14 protein-coding genes, 1 tRNA gene and 1 riboswitch are annotated in these 18,425 nt (G+C 42.8%); of the genes, 3 read left to right on the top strand and 12 right to left on the bottom strand.

From position 1 onward, the window contains the following. Positions 1 to 328 precede the first annotated feature (328 nt). Both HXT37_RS01975 and serS read right to left on the bottom strand, forming a co-directional pair. A tRNA-Ser gene (locus HXT37_RS01975) sits at positions 329 to 413 on the bottom strand. A gap of 196 nt (positions 414 to 609) precedes the next feature. Further along, entirely contained in the window at positions 610 to 1,896 is a 1,287-nt protein-coding gene (gene serS / locus HXT37_RS01970; RefSeq protein ID WP_004110314.1) for a serine--tRNA ligase, read from the bottom strand. A 106-nt stretch (positions 1,897 to 2,002) separates the two neighbouring features. Here serS and trxA point away from each other — a divergent pair, with 106 nt between their 5' ends. The 3 genes from trxA to HXT37_RS01955 all read left to right on the top strand — a co-directional run bounded on the left by trxA (position 2,003) and on the right by HXT37_RS01955 (position 5,271). Further along, positions 2,003 to 2,344, top strand: coding sequence for a thioredoxin (gene trxA, locus HXT37_RS01965; RefSeq protein WP_004110313.1), 342 nt, complete (start codon positions 2,003 to 2,005; stop codon positions 2,342 to 2,344). Positions 2,345 to 2,492: 148 nt separating this feature from the next. Next, a complete protein-coding gene (locus HXT37_RS01960; protein ID WP_102703377.1) occupies positions 2,493 to 3,479 on the top strand; it encodes a G5 domain-containing protein in 987 nt (328 codons plus the stop codon). A 163-nt stretch (positions 3,480 to 3,642) separates the two neighbouring features. Continuing rightward, positions 3,643 to 5,271, top strand: coding sequence for an MDR family MFS transporter (locus HXT37_RS01955; RefSeq protein WP_004110308.1), 1,629 nt, complete (start codon positions 3,643 to 3,645; stop codon positions 5,269 to 5,271). A 53-nt stretch (positions 5,272 to 5,324) separates the two neighbouring features. Here HXT37_RS01955 and HXT37_RS01950 read toward each other — a convergent pair whose 3' ends face one another. The 10 genes from HXT37_RS01950 to pgi all read right to left on the bottom strand — a co-directional run bounded on the left by HXT37_RS01950 (position 5,325) and on the right by pgi (position 18,149). Next, entirely contained in the window at positions 5,325 to 6,035 is a 711-nt protein-coding gene (locus HXT37_RS01950; RefSeq protein ID WP_064621542.1) for an HNH endonuclease family protein, read from the bottom strand. Positions 6,036 to 6,086: 51 nt separating this feature from the next. Beyond that, positions 6,087 to 8,642 (bottom strand): ABC transporter, encoded by a 2,556-nt coding sequence (locus HXT37_RS01945; RefSeq protein WP_103013913.1) that lies wholly within the window; start codon positions 8,640 to 8,642, stop codon positions 6,087 to 6,089. Between the two features lie 269 nt (positions 8,643 to 8,911). Then, positions 8,912 to 10,015 (bottom strand): LacI family DNA-binding transcriptional regulator, encoded by a 1,104-nt coding sequence (locus HXT37_RS01940; protein WP_012913876.1) that lies wholly within the window; start codon positions 10,013 to 10,015, stop codon positions 8,912 to 8,914. Positions 10,016 to 10,028: 13 nt separating this feature from the next. Next, a complete protein-coding gene (locus HXT37_RS01935) occupies positions 10,029 to 10,733 on the bottom strand; it encodes a ribonuclease HII (protein WP_064621818.1) in 705 nt (234 codons plus the stop codon). A gap of 92 nt (positions 10,734 to 10,825) precedes the next feature. Further along, on the bottom strand, positions 10,826 to 11,614 hold the full coding sequence (gene lepB / locus HXT37_RS01930) for a signal peptidase I (protein ID WP_004110299.1): 789 nt from the start codon (positions 11,612 to 11,614) through the stop codon (positions 10,826 to 10,828). A 29-nt stretch (positions 11,615 to 11,643) separates the two neighbouring features. Continuing rightward, a complete protein-coding gene (gene rplS / locus HXT37_RS01925) occupies positions 11,644 to 12,009 on the bottom strand; it encodes a 50S ribosomal protein L19 (protein ID WP_004105329.1) in 366 nt (121 codons plus the stop codon). Positions 12,010 to 12,256: 247 nt separating this feature from the next. Next, the gene (locus tag HXT37_RS01920; protein ID WP_116440363.1) at positions 12,257 to 13,771 is read right to left on the bottom strand and encodes a nitrate/sulfonate/bicarbonate ABC transporter ATP-binding protein; all 1,515 of its coding nucleotides are present in this window, start codon (positions 13,769 to 13,771) and stop codon (positions 12,257 to 12,259) included. A 92-nt stretch (positions 13,772 to 13,863) separates the two neighbouring features. Beyond that, the gene (locus HXT37_RS01915; RefSeq protein WP_102703374.1) at positions 13,864 to 15,612 is read right to left on the bottom strand and encodes an ABC transporter permease; all 1,749 of its coding nucleotides are present in this window, start codon (positions 15,610 to 15,612) and stop codon (positions 13,864 to 13,866) included. A 259-nt stretch (positions 15,613 to 15,871) separates the two neighbouring features. After that, the gene (locus HXT37_RS01910) at positions 15,872 to 16,018 is read right to left on the bottom strand and encodes a hypothetical protein (protein WP_004110294.1); all 147 of its coding nucleotides are present in this window, start codon (positions 16,016 to 16,018) and stop codon (positions 15,872 to 15,874) included. A gap of 104 nt (positions 16,019 to 16,122) precedes the next feature. Continuing rightward, a riboswitch (M-box (ykoK) riboswitch) is annotated at positions 16,123 to 16,283 on the bottom strand. A gap of 171 nt (positions 16,284 to 16,454) precedes the next feature. Continuing rightward, on the bottom strand, positions 16,455 to 18,149 hold the full coding sequence (pgi, locus tag HXT37_RS01905; RefSeq protein ID WP_004105339.1) for a glucose-6-phosphate isomerase: 1,695 nt from the start codon (positions 18,147 to 18,149) through the stop codon (positions 16,455 to 16,457). Positions 18,150 to 18,425 lie beyond the last annotated feature (276 nt).

Below are 18,425 nucleotides of genomic sequence, written 5' to 3'. Positions count from 1 at the left end.
CTTCCTTTACACGACTGCAAACTTTCTGCTGCCTTCACGCCCTTTCCCGTCAATCGAGACGAAGACAGACCGAGCTTTCTCAGGACTGAAAGTGCAGTGCACTTTCAGTCCTGAGAAAGCTCGGCAGAATAAAAAAGCTTCAAGCGCGAAATGCAGCAACACAAACCTGACACACTGCGTTAAACACACTAGCCCACACTTTCTGCGTCTTTATTGACGCAGAAAGACCTCGCTTGCGCTGGAAGCACACTGTGCTTCCAACCTGAACAAGCTCAGCGAATTAAAAAAGCCTAAAGCAATTTCACATGCTTTAGGCTTAGTTAATTCGCGGATGAGGCGAGATTCGAACTCGCGGTAGGTTTCCCTACAACGGTTTTCAAGACCGTCTCCTTAGACCGCTCGGACACCCATCCATTTGCGCACGAAAGCAATCAAATTGCCGCTTTCAACGCACAAGTGGTAAGCATATCATCACGTATAGAACACAACACACAACACCCAGATTCAAAAAGCTTATCAACTAAAAAATAAAGCCCAGGCAATTTCCCGGGCTTTGTAGCTAATTAAACGGTTTTTTGAAACAAACGCCGTGTTTGTGCACGAGTAAACTCACGCTTCCCACTTCGTCGGCTCAATCACTTCCTTGCCACCCATATAAGCCTGCATTGCCTTTGGAATATCAATCGAACCATCTTCATGCTGATGATTTTCCAAAATAGCCACAAGCCAGCGAGTAGTAGCCAAAGTGCCGTTAAGCGTACTAACTGGGCGAGTTCCGCCATCTTCCATACGTTCGCGCACATTCAATCGGCGAGCCTGATACTCAGTGCAGTTAGAAGTAGAAGTAAGCTCACGGTAACGTCCTTGCGTTGGAACCCAAGCTTCACAATCAAACTTACGAGCGGCAGAAGAACCAAGGTCACCTGCAGCAGTATCAATAATGCGGTAAGGCACTTCCACCTTAGCAAGCATTTCCTGCTCCATACCGAGCAACTTTTGATGCTCAGCGCGAGAATCTTCCTGCTTGCAATAAACGAACATCTCAACCTTATCGAACTGATGCACACGAATAATACCAGAAGTATCCTTTCCAGCAGCACCAGCTTCACGACGGTAGCAGCTCGACCAACCGCAATAACGCAAAGCACCATTGCTTAAGTCAAGAATCTCATCCTCATGCATGCCAGCCAAAGCAACCTCGGAAGTACCGACCAAATACTGATCATCTGGTTCGCGCAAACGGTAAATCTCGTCCGCATGAGAATTCAAGAAGCCAGTTCCGCGCATTACTTCTGGGCGAACAAGCGTTGGCGTAATCGCAAGCGTAAAACCGTGCTCTTCGGCTTGATCAACAGCCATAGTAAGCATTGCGATTTGCAAGCGAGCCACAGCACCGCGCAAGAAGTAGAAGCGAGAGCCTGCAACCTTCACGCCACGACGCATATCAATTCCAGCAACACCAGTTCCAAGAGTCAAATGATCCTTTGGCTCAAAACCTTCAGCTGCAAAATCGCGAGGCGTACCAACCTTCTTAACTACAACATAGTCGTCTTCTCCGCCTTCTGGAGCTTCATCTTCAACGATGTTAGAAAGCTTCCACATTGCCGTAGTGTAGTCGGCAGTAGCTTTTTCGGATTCAGCTTTGTATTCCGCAACTTTCGAAGCTAATTCTTTAGTTTCGGCAATAAGCGCAGCCTTTTCCTCCGCGCTAGCTGTTGCAACCTTCTTACCAATAGCTTTTTGCTCGGCGCGAGCTTCTTCAAAAGCCTTAAGAGCGGTTCGGCGCAAATCATCGCTGCGCAATACTTCATCGACGAGCTCAACGGATTCACCGCGCTTGCGCTGCGATTCCTTAACTACGTCGGCATGTTCACGAATAAATTGGATATCAAGCATGACTCCTAGCCTAGTGCCGCAAGACGACAGATAAGCGCACTATCGGCAACTTTATGCAAGGCGGCACGTACAATAAAGCAAATACGCAAAATATTGAGGGGGTAATATGGCAGCAATACATGCTACTACAGAAAATTTTGAGAAGATTGCTTCGACAAATGAAATAGTTGTTGTTGATTTTTGGGCAACATGGTGCGGTCCATGCAGATCTTTTGGTCCTATTTTTGAGAAGGTCAGTGAAAAATATCCCGAAATTCCTTTCGTAAAAGTTGATATTGACAAAAGCAACGAGATTGCTGCAGCTGCTCAAATCCAAGCTGTTCCAACAGTAATGGTTATTAAGCGCGGCGAAGTTATTTATAGACAAGCGGGAGCATTACTAGCTTCTGATTTGGAAGATTTGGTTGAACAAGCTAAATCTTACGAATCTAATGATTCTGAATCCTGATTTATAGACTATGCCATGAGATATAATACGTGAGGTTTTGCATATACGTTTTGCACATACACTTTAACGCATGTTTCTCATGTTTTATTAGTCTACGTTGCGAGCGTTTGCAAGTATCAATAGAGTAATTGCAGAAATAAGGAGGGTTATGACCAGTCACCGTAAGCATACTGTTACGCTTGGTTCACTCAGTTTACGACAGTGGGCTAGAGTTAGTGCGGTTATTTTGGGCTTCGTTGCTTTGGTGATACTTGGTTTTGCCTCGCGAGATTTTTACGCTTCGTCTAAAGGTCACGCTGTTCAGGTTACTTCTTATTCGGCAACCGATTCTTCGCAAGTTTCTCGTAGTGCTAGCCGTAGTATGTTGCATAATGGTGCGACTTCATATATTAACGTTGTTATAAATGGTCATCATCGTACTATTTTGGGCACTGATTTCACTGATGTAAAATCCGTTCTTGATGCTGGAGATATCACTCTTGAGCCACACGATGTTGTTACTCCATCTCTTACAACTAAAGTCAGCGAATCAACTGTTATTACGATTAATCGCGCAGGCGCAAAATTAGAGAATTCCGACGACCCAATCGCGTTTAACGTCGTTAAAAAGGAAACTGCTGCACTTCCAAAAGGTACTGAGAAGGTGCAAAGTGAAGGCGCTAACGGCGTAATGGAAACAGCAAAAATAGTTACTCGAGCTAAGGGAAAAATAGTTTCCTCTAATATTTTTGCTTCTTATGTTAAAAAAGCTCCAAAAGATAAGGTTATTCTTGTTGGAACTGGCGGCTCTTCTGCCGGAATTGGCTTAGCTGCTTCTATCGGTACGACTGTTCCTGCTGGCGAGATGCAACAATGGGCTCACGACTGGCTTATCTCTAACGGTTATAGTGAAGCTGATTTTACTGCAACAGTATTTATTATTTCTCATGAGTCCGGTTGGCGCGTAAACGCAATGAATCCTTCTGGGGCCTACGGTTTACCTCAAGCTTTGCCAGGCGGAAAAATGGCTTCTGCTGGCGCTGATTGGGCAACTAACTATCAAACGCAGCTCCGCTGGTTCTGGAATTATTGCAATGGTCGTTATGGCTCCATTCAAGGCGCTTACAATCATTGGCTTTCCTACCACAGCTACTGATTAGAATCAGTCTAAATATCATTGTTTTGCGCAAAATAAATTTTTAAATAACTTTTGTTTTGCGTAAATTAAGTTTTGCAATTTTTGTTGTAATAGATAAGAGAATAGACTTAAGTCGATTGACTTTTGCCACCTATGCTTAAAAATACGCTTAAGAAAAACTATGTTTAAGAACAAAAAAGGATGTTTTATTTTGACGCACTCAACATGGCTGTCTAATAAAAGCCAAGATCTCAGTCATGCACTAACAGGCGAAGAAGCATACAATAACAATCGTCTTACACGTCCTGCTTTAATTTCTCTCGCTATTCTTACGTTTATTACATTTATCGGCAATTTCGCACAATTACAACTTACTGCAGCATTGCCAACAATAGTTCAAGAATTTGGTATAAGCGTCACAACTGGTCAGTGGCTTACTTCTATTTTCCAGCTGATTATGGCAATTATGGTTCCACTTACAGCATTTTTAACAAGACGCTTTTCTACTCGCCAAATTGTTATTACTTCCATGTCGCTTTTTACTTTTGGATCCGTACTTGCATGGCTTAGTAACGACTTTATGATGGCACTGGTTGGTCGAACTCTTGAAGCTATTGGCACTGGCGTAATGTGGCCTGTTTTACAAATTACCGTATTCTCCGTCTACCCTGTTACTCGCAGAGGTATGGCAATGGGAAGCGTTGGCATGGCTATGAGTATTGCTCCAGCAATCGGTCCTACTATTGGCGGTTTGCAAACTGATATTAATGGATGGCGTTCTATTTTCTGCTCTCTTACTATTATCGGAGCAATATCCGTCGTTTTGGCAGTATTTTTCTTGCATAATTTTGGAGAACACGATCTTAACGCGCATGCTGATTTCTTCTCGGTTGGCCTTTCGGTTATTGGCTTCGGCGGGCTCATGTTTGGATTCACTAATATTGAAGGATGCGGAATTTCACACCCATTATCTTGGGCTCCTATGATTATTGGCACTTTTGGAATTGCTTGGTTTGTTATAAGGCAGTTGCGAGCGCAAAAACGCGGTCACACTCCTCTTCTTGGTCTTAATGTGCTTAAAAACCGCTACTTTATGGTAGGTACTATTTGCGCTTGCCTTACATTTTTTGCTTTCAGCTCAATTATGGTGCTTATTCCGCTTTATATTCAGTCTGATCGTGGTTTTTCAGCAACTATGAGCGGCTTAATTCTGCTTCCTGGAGCGTTCGGCATGGCTATTTCGCAGTATTTTGGTGGTCGTATGCTAGATCGCTTTGGAGTGCGCCCAGTTGCTATGGCAGGCTCTATTATTCTGTTTTTTGGCACTGTAATGATGAGTCTTATTGACATGGATACATGGATTTGGTGGATTTCCATTTGGCAGTTTACTCGCCAAATTGGCATGGGATTCTTGCTTATGCCAATAACTACGTGGTCGCTTAATTGTTTGCGTAAGGAAGAACTTGGCGATGGTTCGGCTGTAACTAATACTATGCGTCAGCTTTGGGGAGCTATTGGAGCACCTGTTTTAGTAGTTACAATGACAGTATTGACAACTCTTCACCATTCTGGCACAGGTCACGCTGCCGATGTTGCTGCTAGTATTTTCGGAGTTCAATGGACTTTGCGCATTAGTGCTATTATTACAGGAATTATGGCTCTTATCGTTATTTTTGGAGTCAAGGGCGAAGGCACGGGTTCTGCTCACAATCTTGCGCGTAGAGCTATTGATCGCATGCGCGTGTTGCATATTCCTCATTCAGCAGAGCATCACGACGTAATGCACGATCACACTCATAATCATTACTAAACGCTTATTAAACGCTTACTAAGTCGCTTTACGAATACCAAACTGAGAAATCCTTACTTTGGTAATTTTTGTGCAGAACAGTTATGCAATACGCTTTCCATACTCTGCTTTTCTTCGCGAGTTACAGTTAAACCATATTTATACTTAACAGCTATTTGCCTAGCAACATATTCGCACCTGAAGGTTTTGTTTGAAGGAAGCCAGTAAGCTGCGGACGCGGAACCTTTTTCTTGATTAGCAGCTCCCTCAACCGCGAGTAGGTTCATCATATCGTTGCCAAATTTTAATCGTTTTGCACGATTCCATTTCCACGCTCCAGATTCCCACGCATTTTGTAATGCAACAACATGATCTATTTGAACTAATGCACTGGTTTTTCGCCCACGCACGAAGTGAATATCTTTGCCAGTATACGGATCATGCAACAAGCCGAAACGCACTTGGCAGGATCCTGCGTACTTGTATTTCACATTTTGTAAATCACGCGCTAAAACGTCTTCCCTAACGTCACATCCGTTACCGTCATCGTCAGTAGTACGATATCCAAATACTTGACGCTCGTACCCGTAATGATAAGGCTTAGATATACGCAATTTTTCCAATGCTTGCGCAGCTTCTCCGCTTGCTTCATATTCTCCTGTAATCTTCCCAACGCTACTGTTTATTTTAGGAAGCAACAAGCCAATAACAATCCCACATAAAACAGCAAACAGCAGCATCCAGAACAGCGCAAGAAACTGCCTCTTGTTACAACGATTACGCATGCTCAGTCCCCCAACTCAACTTATGCATATTCAATATTTTTTAAATTAAAGTTAGTTACTGCTCTTAACTCTCATAACAGACGGTATTCTTTGTAAAACAACATCTACAACTTGCTGAATCATAATTACAAGCAAAACCATTGCCATAACAGCATAAACCGTACTCCATGCTGGAATATTAGCTGGCACCGGATGAATGGTGTGAGAAACCACTAGTGCGGCTACAGAAATGCTAATTAACGATATAGCAAGAACAAGTGCCGACATGCCTCCACTTTTACGAGCCAGACGCATTCTTTGTTGAGAAACTTTATGCATTGAAGTAACCATTCGATTAACGCAATGCTCACCTTGCCTAAATGCAAGTACTTCATCGATACCAAGCTCAATATCACTTACTTCATTCTCAACTTCATGTTGTTCAATGCGCACTTTATTTGCAATATGCTTGGAGCGTATAAGTAAGTATCGAGGAACAATAAACATAATAAACACGCACGAAACAATAGCTACATAAGACAAATTCGCATCGAAATAGTACAAAACAACCATAAGAGGTACAACTGCAAATATCATTCCGACATTCATGCTGATATGAGCTTTATGCCAATGTTCGTGATGCATATCTACACCTGCAAATGTTGTAACAAGAGTTAATGCACGAACTGCCATACAAGCAACAGCAACAAGCACGCACTGTTGCATTACAAAACCAAATATTGGACGTCCTGCAACAGCAAACATTGCTGAAACAATAGCAACAGGAATACATACTGCAGAAACAAGATTGAGAGCAGTACTAAACATTGATATAAAAGCAAAAATAGCACGTTTGAACTTTGAGATTGTTCTCACTTCATAAGTATAAGCAATACTTGCAATAGAAGAAATATGCTTGTTTTTATTAGGATCTTGCTGAGCTTGCTCAACATTATGCGAGTTTTGCGAGTTTTGAGATTCGTTTAATTGATTTAGTTGCGTAATATTTTTAGAACTATCATTAGCAACATGACGATACGATTCTACAGTTGCTATTTCGTCCGTTGAGCTAATGCCATCATCATTTGGCATTAATACTATTACATTTGCATAACGCGCTATGCGACGCAATATTTTAACAATTTCTTCAGCCTCATGATTGCTAATATCACATTGGGAATAATCAAAAACGTACACTTTAGTGTGTCTTAAAATTGCTCTAGCAAGAATAACGCGACGCTTTAAATCTTCAGAATTATAGGATGCTTCAGGATTATTAAAAAGTCTATCTATTGGCATATCTAGACCGTCGTAATCGGCATAAACAACACCATCTATTCGCACAGCTCGCAATGCATCCCACATCGCAGTAGTCGTAGCTGTTGGAGCAGCCAAAAGTAAGTTTTCTCGCAATGTTGTGGAAAATAGATGACTTCGCTCGCTAACTATAGTAACAATATCTGCTAAAGCTGCAGAACTTGCATCGTTCAACGACAAGTAAGATGCACTATCGTTTGCGTCAAATACTTCAGAAACTACAAATGGAGAAACGTCGTCTTCATGAATATCATAACGGTCGCTATAAGAAAGCAATATGTCAGCAGATTTATTAAAACCTGTTCCAGAAAGTATTTTCTCACGCATAACATGATGATATTTACTTGGAATAACTTGCAATTCACCAGATTTTGCAATTATCGATAAACGTTGAGCTTCATTAGTATTCGCATTATTTTCCGAAATATTGCATCGCATACGCAAAGCAATATTGGTTGAGCCATCAGGCAAAGATAATGTTGAACCGTCGTCACTAAATGCTATTGGAGCAGGAGAATCAGTAACCATTTGCAACAATGCTTCAACATGATTCAAACCATTAACAGCATGTTTAACTACATGCATATTCTTACCAACAATTCTCAGTGGCTGGACGCTTAACATTAACAAAGGCATTGTCAACAGAGCTGCAGCAAGACCTACACCTTTAACGGAAGATAACCAAACAGTTGCAACAATTGCGAGTCCAGCAATAACATAGGCAAATAATGCACTTACACAACGCCACGATACTGGGCTTAGTGCCAACGAGAATATAAGAGAAGCAACATTAAACAACGCAGCTAATGCGCAAATCCCAGCTATAGCAGGGTTAACTGTAAATAGTGCTGCAGAAACGACTACAGGAACAGGAATAGATGCAATAATTTGTGGAACTAAAGAAGCAACAAAACTTTGTATTGCAAAAATATCTTCATTTACGCGCAAAGAAGTAATGTCATGAGAATCTTCAATATCTACAGAGCGTAGAGATAACATTGCGCGCAACATTTTAGGGCGCAAACGCATAGCTATTCGCGACTCAATTTCTGCACAAACAGTACACGACCAGTAAAAAACTGCATATTTCAGCAAAATAATAGCAGCTAAAACAATAATGTAAGACGTAAATTCAACAGAACTCATTAAAGAAGTTCCAGTAGAACGAACAGGTCTTAATACTGGAGACAACATCCCAACGCAAACGTAGACAAAAGCTATGTTTACAAGATAAGAAATCGCAAGACACGCCGACCTTAAAACAACTAGATGCTTAATTCCTGGCACGAACGCAAAGCAGCGATTTATCATCTCCTGATCCTTTTCTTTATTCCATATTTATTCAAAAACCACACACTCCCAACAGATGTTAAGATTACGCTTCACACACACCATCAACACGCCGACAGCCGCGTAATTATGCTGATTTTAAGCCATTTTGCCAGATATTAGCATTAAGAAAATAAAGTTGTTTCACAACTGTTTCACGCAATATTTAAATAATCAAAAAAATAATTAAAAATACCATTCTTAATTCTATTCTCAATAATTTTTTCATACAATTTTTCACGATCGCAAAATTATCTCAATACTGCACCAATAGAAGAACGCAATTTTAAGCTAGCAGGTATTTGTCCAACTCCATGAGACATATCTGGGAATGCTGGTTCAGGCCCATGATTCATTAATCTCAAAGCTTCACGCACTGCCAACGACCCTAATTGCTGCATATCGAGACTCACAGTTGTAAGAGGTGGGAAAAAATCACTTATTGCCGGAATATCGCCGAAACCAACAACACTAATATCACTCGGAATTTTCAAACCGTGCTCATACAAGGAACGCACAACTCCTACTGCCTGCTCATCGCTTGAAGCAACAATAACAGTCGGCAATGCAATGCCATCTATACCAAATTTCTCAATCATATGATTCATTCGCGCGTAACTTTCAGAAGACTTCCACGAAGTACATTGCACAATATGCGAATGAATACCTTGAGCAGTTGAAAGTGAACGCCATGCAATGAGTCGCGTTGCAGCACCTCTCCATTGTGAAGGACCTGCTATATAAATGGCATTTCGATGTCCATAATGCGCAATAAGTGACACAATATCGTTCATTGCGCGAGATTGATTAATCCCAATCATTGAATACTCAACGTTGCTATGAGAACGCAACATATTCATGCCTTCATGCGCGCTTATTGCACCATGAGTAGCAGTAACACATACGCACGGCTTAAGAATACGCGTACGACACAGTGACGTAAATATTGCGTCTGTTGGAGCGTCAATTATTAATCCGTCGACATTTTGCTCTTCAAAACTCTCGCATAAATCTTGAATATCACTTTGTTCACATAACGTTTCGTTGACCATGCTAATAGAAAGAAAAAGACCACGAGATTTTGCTTGCGCTTCTATAGGAGCAATGATGTTTCGAGATGTTCTATTTTCTGCACCAACGATAAGCCCTAAAGTACGCGACCTCTTAGTCGCTAATGCGCGCGCTGAATTACTTGGATAATACCCAAGTTGCTCAATAACTCGCAGAACTTTAATTCGCGTGTTAGCAGAAACATCAGGAGAATTATTAATAACGCGAGAAACAGTTTGATGACTTACGCCAGCAGCATGCGCAACATCGATCATTGACACGCGTTTTGCTTCATTTTCTGCCATATATACCCCTCGCTTATAAATGCCAAGACAATCTATGCAAATCGCTAGGTCCTACTTTTTTAATGGCATTGCGATGAGCTAAAGAGCCGTAACCCTTATTACTTGCCCAATCGTAGGCTGCATATTTCGGATTTTTAGCAAGAGATACCATAAGATTATCCCTAGTAACTTTTGCCAAAACTGCAGCTGCAGCTACGCTCGCACACTGTCTGTCTGCTTTTACTAAAGTATGGACTTTTACAGGCTCAGGAATGTAAGGAGCGTCAAAAGTATTTGCGACTTTGTCAATATAATCGCAAGGTCCATCCAATATTGCTGCAATACGAGTGTTTTCTTTTTTACTTATTTGAATATCTTCCTCGACTTTTGCGATTGCTTTCAAAGCCGCAACGCCAAGCGTATAACTAATACCCCACTCATCTATTTCTTTATTAGTACAAGATCCAACAGCCCAAGAAGTACACCATTTTTGCAACGGTTCATAAAGCTCTCCTCGACGCTTTTCACTCAGCAATTTAGAATCAGCTAAGCCTTCAGGCATATAGTTTTCTTTTACTTGCTTAATTCCAATAACTGCAGCTCCTACCATCACAGGACCTGCAAGAGAGCCTCTTCCTACTTCATCAAGACCAATAACCCAATCATAGCCTTCGCAAAGCAAATCTTGCTCATATTTAAATGATGGAACAAGCGGTATATTGGATGATTTATTTGACATAATTAAAATTAGTTTGTATAAGTTTTGCTAATACAATTGCTCTAATACGATTGTGTTAATAACATTGCGTTAACAACATTGCGTTAATACTTTTATTTTGCAGGACGATCAGGCACATCTTTAAAATCATCATGGTGTTCGTCTAAAAGACCAATTCGATCAAGCGGCCACGATCTAAACACAGCAACGCCCTCGATTTTGGAAATCGGAACTAAGCCATCATCGCCATCATTGCGATGATATCGTGAATCCGCAGAATTAGAACGATTATCGCCCAAAACAAACACGTGACCAGCTTTAACTTTTACTTTAAACGGAAAAGCACTCGGGTCAACACCAGGACGAATATAGGAAGATTCTCGTATTGGAACACCGTTTACAACAATAGGCTGCCCAGCGCCTTTACACTCAACAGTATCCCCAGGCAAACCAATAAGACGCTTAATTAAATCCTTGCCAACAACACCGGAAGAATTTTCACCACTCAACCAATGTGCAGGATCCTCAAAAACAACAATATCTCCACGCTTTAATGGGAATAAGCGCGGAGTTAGCTTAGTCGTAATAACATAATCGCCAATATGAATAGTATCTAGCATAGAGCCAGAAGGAATTGTGTAAGCTCCAAATAGGAACACACGAATAAGTATCACTACTAATACTGGAATACCGAACCATGTTATAGCATCGCGCAAAGTTAGGCGGTCATTTTTAGCACGCTTAGAATGTGCAAAATGCTTACCTTTTCTATTTTTGCGCTTAAACATGCGAGAGCCGGAAGGTAAATCTCCTTCCGGCTCTGGCGGAACCGGTGAAGGATCTATACCATGACCCGCTACTGAAACGATATGAGTATCGCTAATTTGCGTGTCATCAGTCATAACAAATACCCTTCACATAAGTTCTAATTTTACTTAGCAGAGTTATCGCGACGCTCAGCAATACGAGCAGCCTTACCACGCAAAGCGCGCAAGTAGTACAGCTTAGCGCGACGAACGCGACCGCTACGAACCAGCTTAATCGAATCGATAGCTGGAGAATGAAGTGGGAAACGACGCTCAACACCAGTGCCGAAGCTCACCTTACGAACAACGAAAGTTTCACGCACGCCAGCACCCTTACGAGCAATCACAACGCCGGTGAAAGTCTGAATACGAGTGTTGTTGCCTTCCTGAATCTTAACGTTGACGTCAACGGTATCGCCAGGACGGAAAGCTGGAATTTCTTCAGCAGCCTTAAGATGCTTAGCATCAAATGCTTCTACAGCATTTACCATAATATTCCTCCATCGCCGCCGCATATCGACGCATAGTAAGCGTTAGCAACAAATGTGCTACGCAAATCTTTCCCCAAAAAGTTCGCTTTTTAGGGGGCTTCCGATCCGTGCAATCTTAAATAAGAAGCGACTAGACCTAAAAGATAAAAGAACTATGCGGCATCCCTTTATCGAAAGCATACAAGTATCAAATTTATGCTCAATAATGGACATTATTGAGCATAATTCCGCACTATTCCGCACTATTTCAGCGCACAACTCCATCGAGAGGAGCAGTTTCAACTGTACGAGTCAACTCGTCATCATCAGCGTCATAATCAAACAACTCGCCGTAACGACCCCAGCTAATTGCAATATCAAACTGCTGACGTGCCAAAGCATCCGTGTGCTTGCTGCGCAACAAATCCAAAATCAACTCGCCACGAAGCTTTCCGTTACGATTCCTACTCAAAGCTTGATCAATTGCGTGCACAAGAGGCGCATGTTCAATCGCAAGACGAGCAAAAACTTGCTTACTGTGCAAAATATCGGCATTATGCCACTCTTCACCCTCAGAAGTGATAGTAATATGACCGTTTTCTGCAGTAAGCAAATTAAGCATCGTGCCAGCATCGACAAGTGGGAACAAATCATCAATCTCAAACGACAAATCAGCTGCCAAATCAGCCAAATCAATGCCATCTGGGTTTTCAGAAATCACGTCAAGCAAACCAGCCATACCACCTGGTGTAGCGTTTGGAAGCAACCGAACAGCCACAGGCTCTGCCTTTGTCTCACCTGCTTCAGCTTCATCCTCACTTTGCTTATCTTCATCTTCATCGTCATGGTGGCGCTGAATAAGCATATCTGCAATTGCTGCAGCTTCGTTATCTTCAGCATCTTCATTAGTTGCATTATTTGCTTGATCTTGAGAATCAGCATCTTCGGAAGCTTCTTGCTCTGCAGTGCTTTCTGGAGCAGAACCAGTCAAAATAGCATACAGATTATCAACCATCGCTTCAAATTCAGCACTGTGCTTATCTCGAGGACGAGGTAAATCAACGTTCACATCAGCAATTAAGTGACCTGGATGAGATCCAAGAACCACAACGCGATCAGCCATTTGCACAGCTTCTTCAATATTGTGCGTCACAATAAGCACAGACTTAATATCTCGCTCCTCGCTAGACCACAACTTAAGAACTTCCTGACGCAAGTTTTCAGCAGTAAGCACATCGAGAGCAGAGAACGGCTCGTCCATAAACAATGCATCTGGTCTCAGCACCAACGCGCGCGCAATACCAACTCGCTGACGCATACCGCCGGAAAGTTCCTTAGGATACGCTGTTTCAAAGCCATCCAAACCGATTGCATCAATTGCAGCTAAAGCAAGCTCAGTACGCTTTTCTTTACTAACACCTCTAGCACGCAAGCCAAGTTCCACATTGTCTTGTACTGTAAGCCACGGCATAAGAGCGAAGGTTTGAAATACGATTGCAACCCCTGGGTTTGGACCTGTCAGCTCGCGTCCGCGATACGTTACTGTGCCTTCTGTTGGCTGCACAAGACCAGCCATTGTGCGTAGGAAAGTTGATTTTCCAGCACCAGAGCGTCCCAATATTGCCACGATTTCACCTTCGCGAAGAGTGAAAGAAATATCGTGCAAAACGTGCTGAGTAGTGCCACTGTCAGAAGTGAAGCTTTGACTGATGTGCTTTGCGTCGATAATATCGCTTGTAATTGAGGATTGCACTTTTTTTGCATTGCTCTTTAAAGTATTCATAATTTTGCCAATCTTTTTCATAAAATTTTGTTATTTTAAGCGATTTATTAGTAAATTTATTAGTCGATTTGTTAGTCGATTTGTTAGTCGATCTAATTCAATACGTAACGTTTTTCGGAAATACGTTGCATTGGCGACCAGAATAATCGGTTGCTTAAAACAACAATCAAGCTCATAACAGTTACGCCAACTAAAGTGCGCGCAGAATCTCCTAAAGTGGTTGCATTAGTAATATATGCGCCCAAACCCTGAGTTTCCATGTGGTTCTTTCCATATTCCACAATCTCAGACACAATCGAAGCATTCCAAGCACCGCCTGCAGCTGTAATACCGCCAGTGCACCATGAACCGAAAATAGACGGCAAAATAAGCGTCTTCCATCGCAAAGTACGATCCAAGCGGAAGCTGCGCGTCATTTCACGCAAATCATCAGGAATAGCACTAGCACCTGCAATAACATTGAACAAAATGTACCATTGCGTACCAAGAGCCATCAAAATAATACTTCCCCAACCAAGATCAATATGCCAGGCCATAAACCAAGCCATAGCAAACGGGAAGATGAAGTTTGCTGGGAAGCTAGCAAGAATTTGCACTATAGGCTGCATAATACGCGAAATCTTAGGATTCATGCCGATTACAACACCAACAGGAACCCAAATAAGCGAGCTTATTAAAATCAACGCAGCAACGCGCATAAAAGTGATGCCACCAAGCATGCCTGCAGTAATAAACTCATGCAAACCCGCAGTTGTATACACAAAGTAAAGCATATGGGCGGCGCCAGCAGCCACAATAATTATCATAATAACGTTAAATACCCAATCACCAAGCTTATGCTGAGCAGCCTTATGAGGCCACTTGGAGCCTGTGCGACCGAATGGGCGCGTTATTTTTTCAAGCCACTCGCGAATTGGCAAAAACAGTTTACTAATAACTTCATCTGCATGAGAGTGACGAATAAGAGTCAAAATAGCACTGTGACGCTCATTATCAGATGCGCTTTGCGTAATGCGGAAACGCTCAGCCCAAGCTGTAAGCGGTTTCCACAAGAAGAAGTCAAGTGCCAAAACAACAATCACCATCGACAAAATAGCCCACCAAATAAGACCAAGCTTATTTTCAGCAGCAGCTTGTGCCACAAAACTACCGATGCCAGGAAGAGCATAAGTGTGATTATTTACGGAAATCATTTCCGAAGCTGTAAGGAAGAACCATCCGCCTCCAACAGACATCATACAATTCCAAAGCAGCGGAATCATTGCGTTAGGCATGTCTAGCACCCAGAAACGTTGCCAATGCGTGAGTTGCAAACTACGAACTGCCTCATCCAGTTCCTTTGGCTCGCTGAGCAGCGAACGGTGGAACGAAAAAGTCATATTCCATGCTTGACTCGTAAAAATAGCAAAAATCGAAGCGGCTTCAACACCAAGCATTGATCCAGGAAAAATTACCAACCAAATAGTGACAGTTGCCGAAAGGAAGCCAAGAATTGGAACTGATTGCAAAATATCTAGAAGAGGAATAAGCACCTTGCCAAGCCTACGACTGCGAGCTGCAAGAGAGCCATAAACAATAGTAAATATAAGAGATGCAACTAATGCGATCAGCATGCGAAATACTGAGCGCAAAGTGTAGTAAGGCAGATTGATTAAGTCCGTGGATACCTTAGATGGTATGCCACTTGGACCAATCGGCTGATTTATGCGCTGAATAAGGAAGGCAGTTACGCCAAAAACGGCAATAATGCCAACGCACACAATAATATCCGACCAGAAACGAGTGTTCTCGTCGACTTGCACACCTGCGCTTTCTTTGCGCGAAGTTGTAAATACGGTCATAATAAAGTCCTCGAATAGGCAATAAGTGGGTTCACCTTCGTGTATTTTTTATTTCTATTCATTTATTACGCAGATATCTATTGAGATTTCTATGCGGATTTCTATTTAGATTTTCGTAAATTCTTGCGTAAAGATCTGCGTAACTTTTCTTGTGTAAATTCTTGCGTAGCCGTATCACCATTGATTACGTTACAGGCGCAAATAACTAGAACTCACGTTTTAACTTCGTAAATTATATTTCGCAAGTTGTATTCGTAAGTTATATATTTCGCAAGTTTTGCAACCTAAATTCGATGATTGCCGGCTTCATATATTCAGGAGGAACATCCGAACTACTACTGCCAATAGTGTCGGAGCCTTCATCAGTACGAGTACTAGAATTATGGCTTTTACTGTCATGTTTCACGGCAAATCACCTCCTTAAGTTAGTGCGCTGCCGGCGCAAATCTTCATCATTGAATCGGAGGTTTACAAGAGAACAGAGACGCACCAAAACACACAAATGCATGTTAAGCGTGCCACGTCGTTCAAGCTTCAGCTTCGCAGGGCGGTGGCGTTGCATTAGTCGAAGCCTTAAATTCGACAACGACTGTTAACCAGCGTGCAGTGTCTCCACTGTGTTGCGGCAGCAACCCTTATCCCCGTGGTAGCCTTACCTACCGACCGTGCTCATTATAAATTATTGTTGCAGTTGTGTCAATATGCAGCAAAACACATTGCAATGCACTTGAGACCTATAAAACTCAGCGACAGATGCTAAACAAAAAGTCTCTTGACGAATTAACGCCAAGAGACTTATAAACCAACAATCACTAAAAACGATTGCCTATATGACTACTATCTTACTTGCGATGAGCGCGATAGAAGCGAATCAAGCTCTGCGTAGAAGCATCCTGAGCTGCCAAAGCTTCATCATCCTTAGAAATTGCAGGAGTAATCTGCTTTGCAAGCTGCTTTCCAAGCTCCACACCCCACTGATCGTAGGAATCCAAGCCCCACACGGTACCTTCAACGAAGGTGATGTGCTCGTAGAGAGCAATCAACTCACCCAAGCTAAATGGAGTCAAAGCATCGCCGAAAATGGACGTGGTTGGACGGTTGCCCTTGAACACGCGAGCTGGCACAATCTCCTCTGGAGTGCCTTCAGCGCGAACTTCATCAGCAGTCTTGCCGAAAGCAAGAGCCTTAGTCTGTGCAAGATAGTTGCCCAAGAAGAGCTCGTGCACATCCTGATCGCCATCCTTAGTAGGATTTGGCGTGTTCACGAAAGCAATGAAATCAGCTGGAATAAGCTGAGTGCCCTGGTGAATCAACTGGTAGAAAGCGTGCTGACCGTTGGTGCCTGGCTCGCCCCAGAAGATTTCGCCGGTTTCGCTTGTTACAGGAGTGCCGTCCCAGCGCACAGACTTACCGTTAGATTCCATGGTGAGCTGCTGCAAATAAGCTGGGAAGCGGTGCAAGTACTGATCGTATGGAAGCACAGCGTGAGAAGCAACCTTGTAGAAATTGCGGTACCAAACATTGAGCATACCAAGAAGCACAACAACGTTCTTCTCGAATGGAGTCTCAGCGAAGTAGGTATCGATTGCGTGGAAGCCCTTCAAGAACTCTTCGAAACGCTCTGGACCGAGGACAACAGCCAAAGAAGTGCCGACAGCGGAATCCACAGAGTAGCGGCCGCCAACCCAGCTCCAGAAGCCAAAAGCGTTGGTTGGGTTGATGCCGAACTCTTCAACCTTCTCAAGGTTGGTGGAAACAGCCACGAAGTGCTTAGCAACAGCTTCAGCCTTCTTTGCGTCGCTTCCGTCAATAGCACCGCACTCCTGAAGCTTGTTCAGCAACCAAGTGCGAGCGGTACGAGCATTGGTCAAAGTCTCCAAAGTGGTGAAGGTCTTGGAAACAATGATGAACAAAGTGGTTTCTGGATCCAAATCCTTGGTCTTTTCTGCCATATCGTTTGGATCAATGTTAGAAACGTAGCGAGCGCTGATGCCGGCGTCAGCGTATGGCTTCAAGGCTTCGTAAACCATGACTGGACCCAAATCGGAACCGCCAATACCAATGTTTACAACAGTCTTGATGTTCTTGCCGGTAACGCCCTTCCAAGCGCCAGAACGAACTTCGTTAGCAAAATCGTAAATGCGACCCAACACTTCACGCACGTCTGCAACGGTATCTTGACCGTCAACAATGAACTTGCCAGCATCCTCTGCAGGACGACGCAAAGCAGTATGCAAAACTGCACGATCTTCAGTATTGTTAATGTGCACGCCGGTGTACATTGCCTTAGTGCGCTCGTCAAGCTTAACTGCCTTTGCAAGATCTGCGAAAAGCTTCAGAGTTTCAGGCTTAATTAAATTCTTAGAAAGATCGAAGTGGAGATCTCCAGCTTCGAAGCTCAACTTATCCACGCGATTTGCATCCTCTGCAAACCACTTCTTCAGGCAAACGCCTTCTGATTGCAACTCGTCGTAATGCTTCTGCAATGCAGCCCACTCTGGGGTTTTTACGGCGTCAACTGGCGGATTGATGGCCATTGTAAGGTCCTTTCATTTCTTCAACTGACGTGACAGCAACCGTCACTATAGTCCAATTCACAAGATACTCACAAAAGCAGACAGAAACACGCGAAGCTTAACACAAAAATGAACACAATCACACTGATAATTTACACATAAAAATTTGTAGTTTGAGGATGCGCAGTGCTCCAAACGCGCGCAACCTACCCTGCATTTGGAGGGTTATCTGTGGTTTATCACTCCAAACGCGAGGAAATTATCTCACATTTGGAGCATTATCTGTTGCACGACGCG

The organism is Gardnerella sp. DNF01151, assembly GCF_049244235.1.
GTDB classification, from domain to species: domain Bacteria; phylum Actinomycetota; class Actinomycetes; order Actinomycetales; family Bifidobacteriaceae; genus Bifidobacterium; species Bifidobacterium swidsinskii.
The sequence above is the reverse complement of the archived record's forward strand: the minus strand, read 5'-3'. Positions and strand labels throughout refer to the sequence as shown.

Coding starts and splice junctions, on each gene's coding strand:
- serS (WP_004110314.1), bottom strand. CDS start 1,896: ATGCTTGATATCCAATTTATTCGTGAACATGCCGACGTAGTTAAGGAA.
- trxA (WP_004110313.1), top strand. CDS start 2,003: ATGGCAGCAATACATGCTACTACAGAAAATTTTGAGAAGATTGCTTCG.
- HXT37_RS01960 (WP_102703377.1), top strand. CDS start 2,493: ATGACCAGTCACCGTAAGCATACTGTTACGCTTGGTTCACTCAGTTTA.
- HXT37_RS01955 (WP_004110308.1), top strand. CDS start 3,643: ATGTTTAAGAACAAAAAAGGATGTTTTATTTTGACGCACTCAACATGG.
- HXT37_RS01950 (WP_064621542.1), bottom strand. CDS start 6,035: ATGCGTAATCGTTGTAACAAGAGGCAGTTTCTTGCGCTGTTCTGGATG.
- HXT37_RS01945 (WP_103013913.1), bottom strand. CDS start 8,642: ATGATAAATCGCTGCTTTGCGTTCGTGCCAGGAATTAAGCATCTAGTT.
- HXT37_RS01940 (WP_012913876.1), bottom strand. CDS start 10,015: ATGGCAGAAAATGAAGCAAAACGCGTGTCAATGATCGATGTTGCGCAT.
- HXT37_RS01935 (WP_064621818.1), bottom strand. CDS start 10,733: ATGTCAAATAAATCATCCAATATACCGCTTGTTCCATCATTTAAATAT.
- lepB (WP_004110299.1), bottom strand. CDS start 11,614: ATGACTGATGACACGCAAATTAGCGATACTCATATCGTTTCAGTAGCG.
- rplS (WP_004105329.1), bottom strand. CDS start 12,009: ATGGTAAATGCTGTAGAAGCATTTGATGCTAAGCATCTTAAGGCTGCT.
- HXT37_RS01920 (WP_116440363.1), bottom strand. CDS start 13,771: ATGAATACTTTAAAGAGCAATGCAAAAAAAGTGCAATCCTCAATTACA.
- HXT37_RS01915 (WP_102703374.1), bottom strand. CDS start 15,612: ATGACCGTATTTACAACTTCGCGCAAAGAAAGCGCAGGTGTGCAAGTC.
- pgi (WP_004105339.1), bottom strand. CDS start 18,149: ATGGCCATCAATCCGCCAGTTGACGCCGTAAAAACCCCAGAGTGGGCT.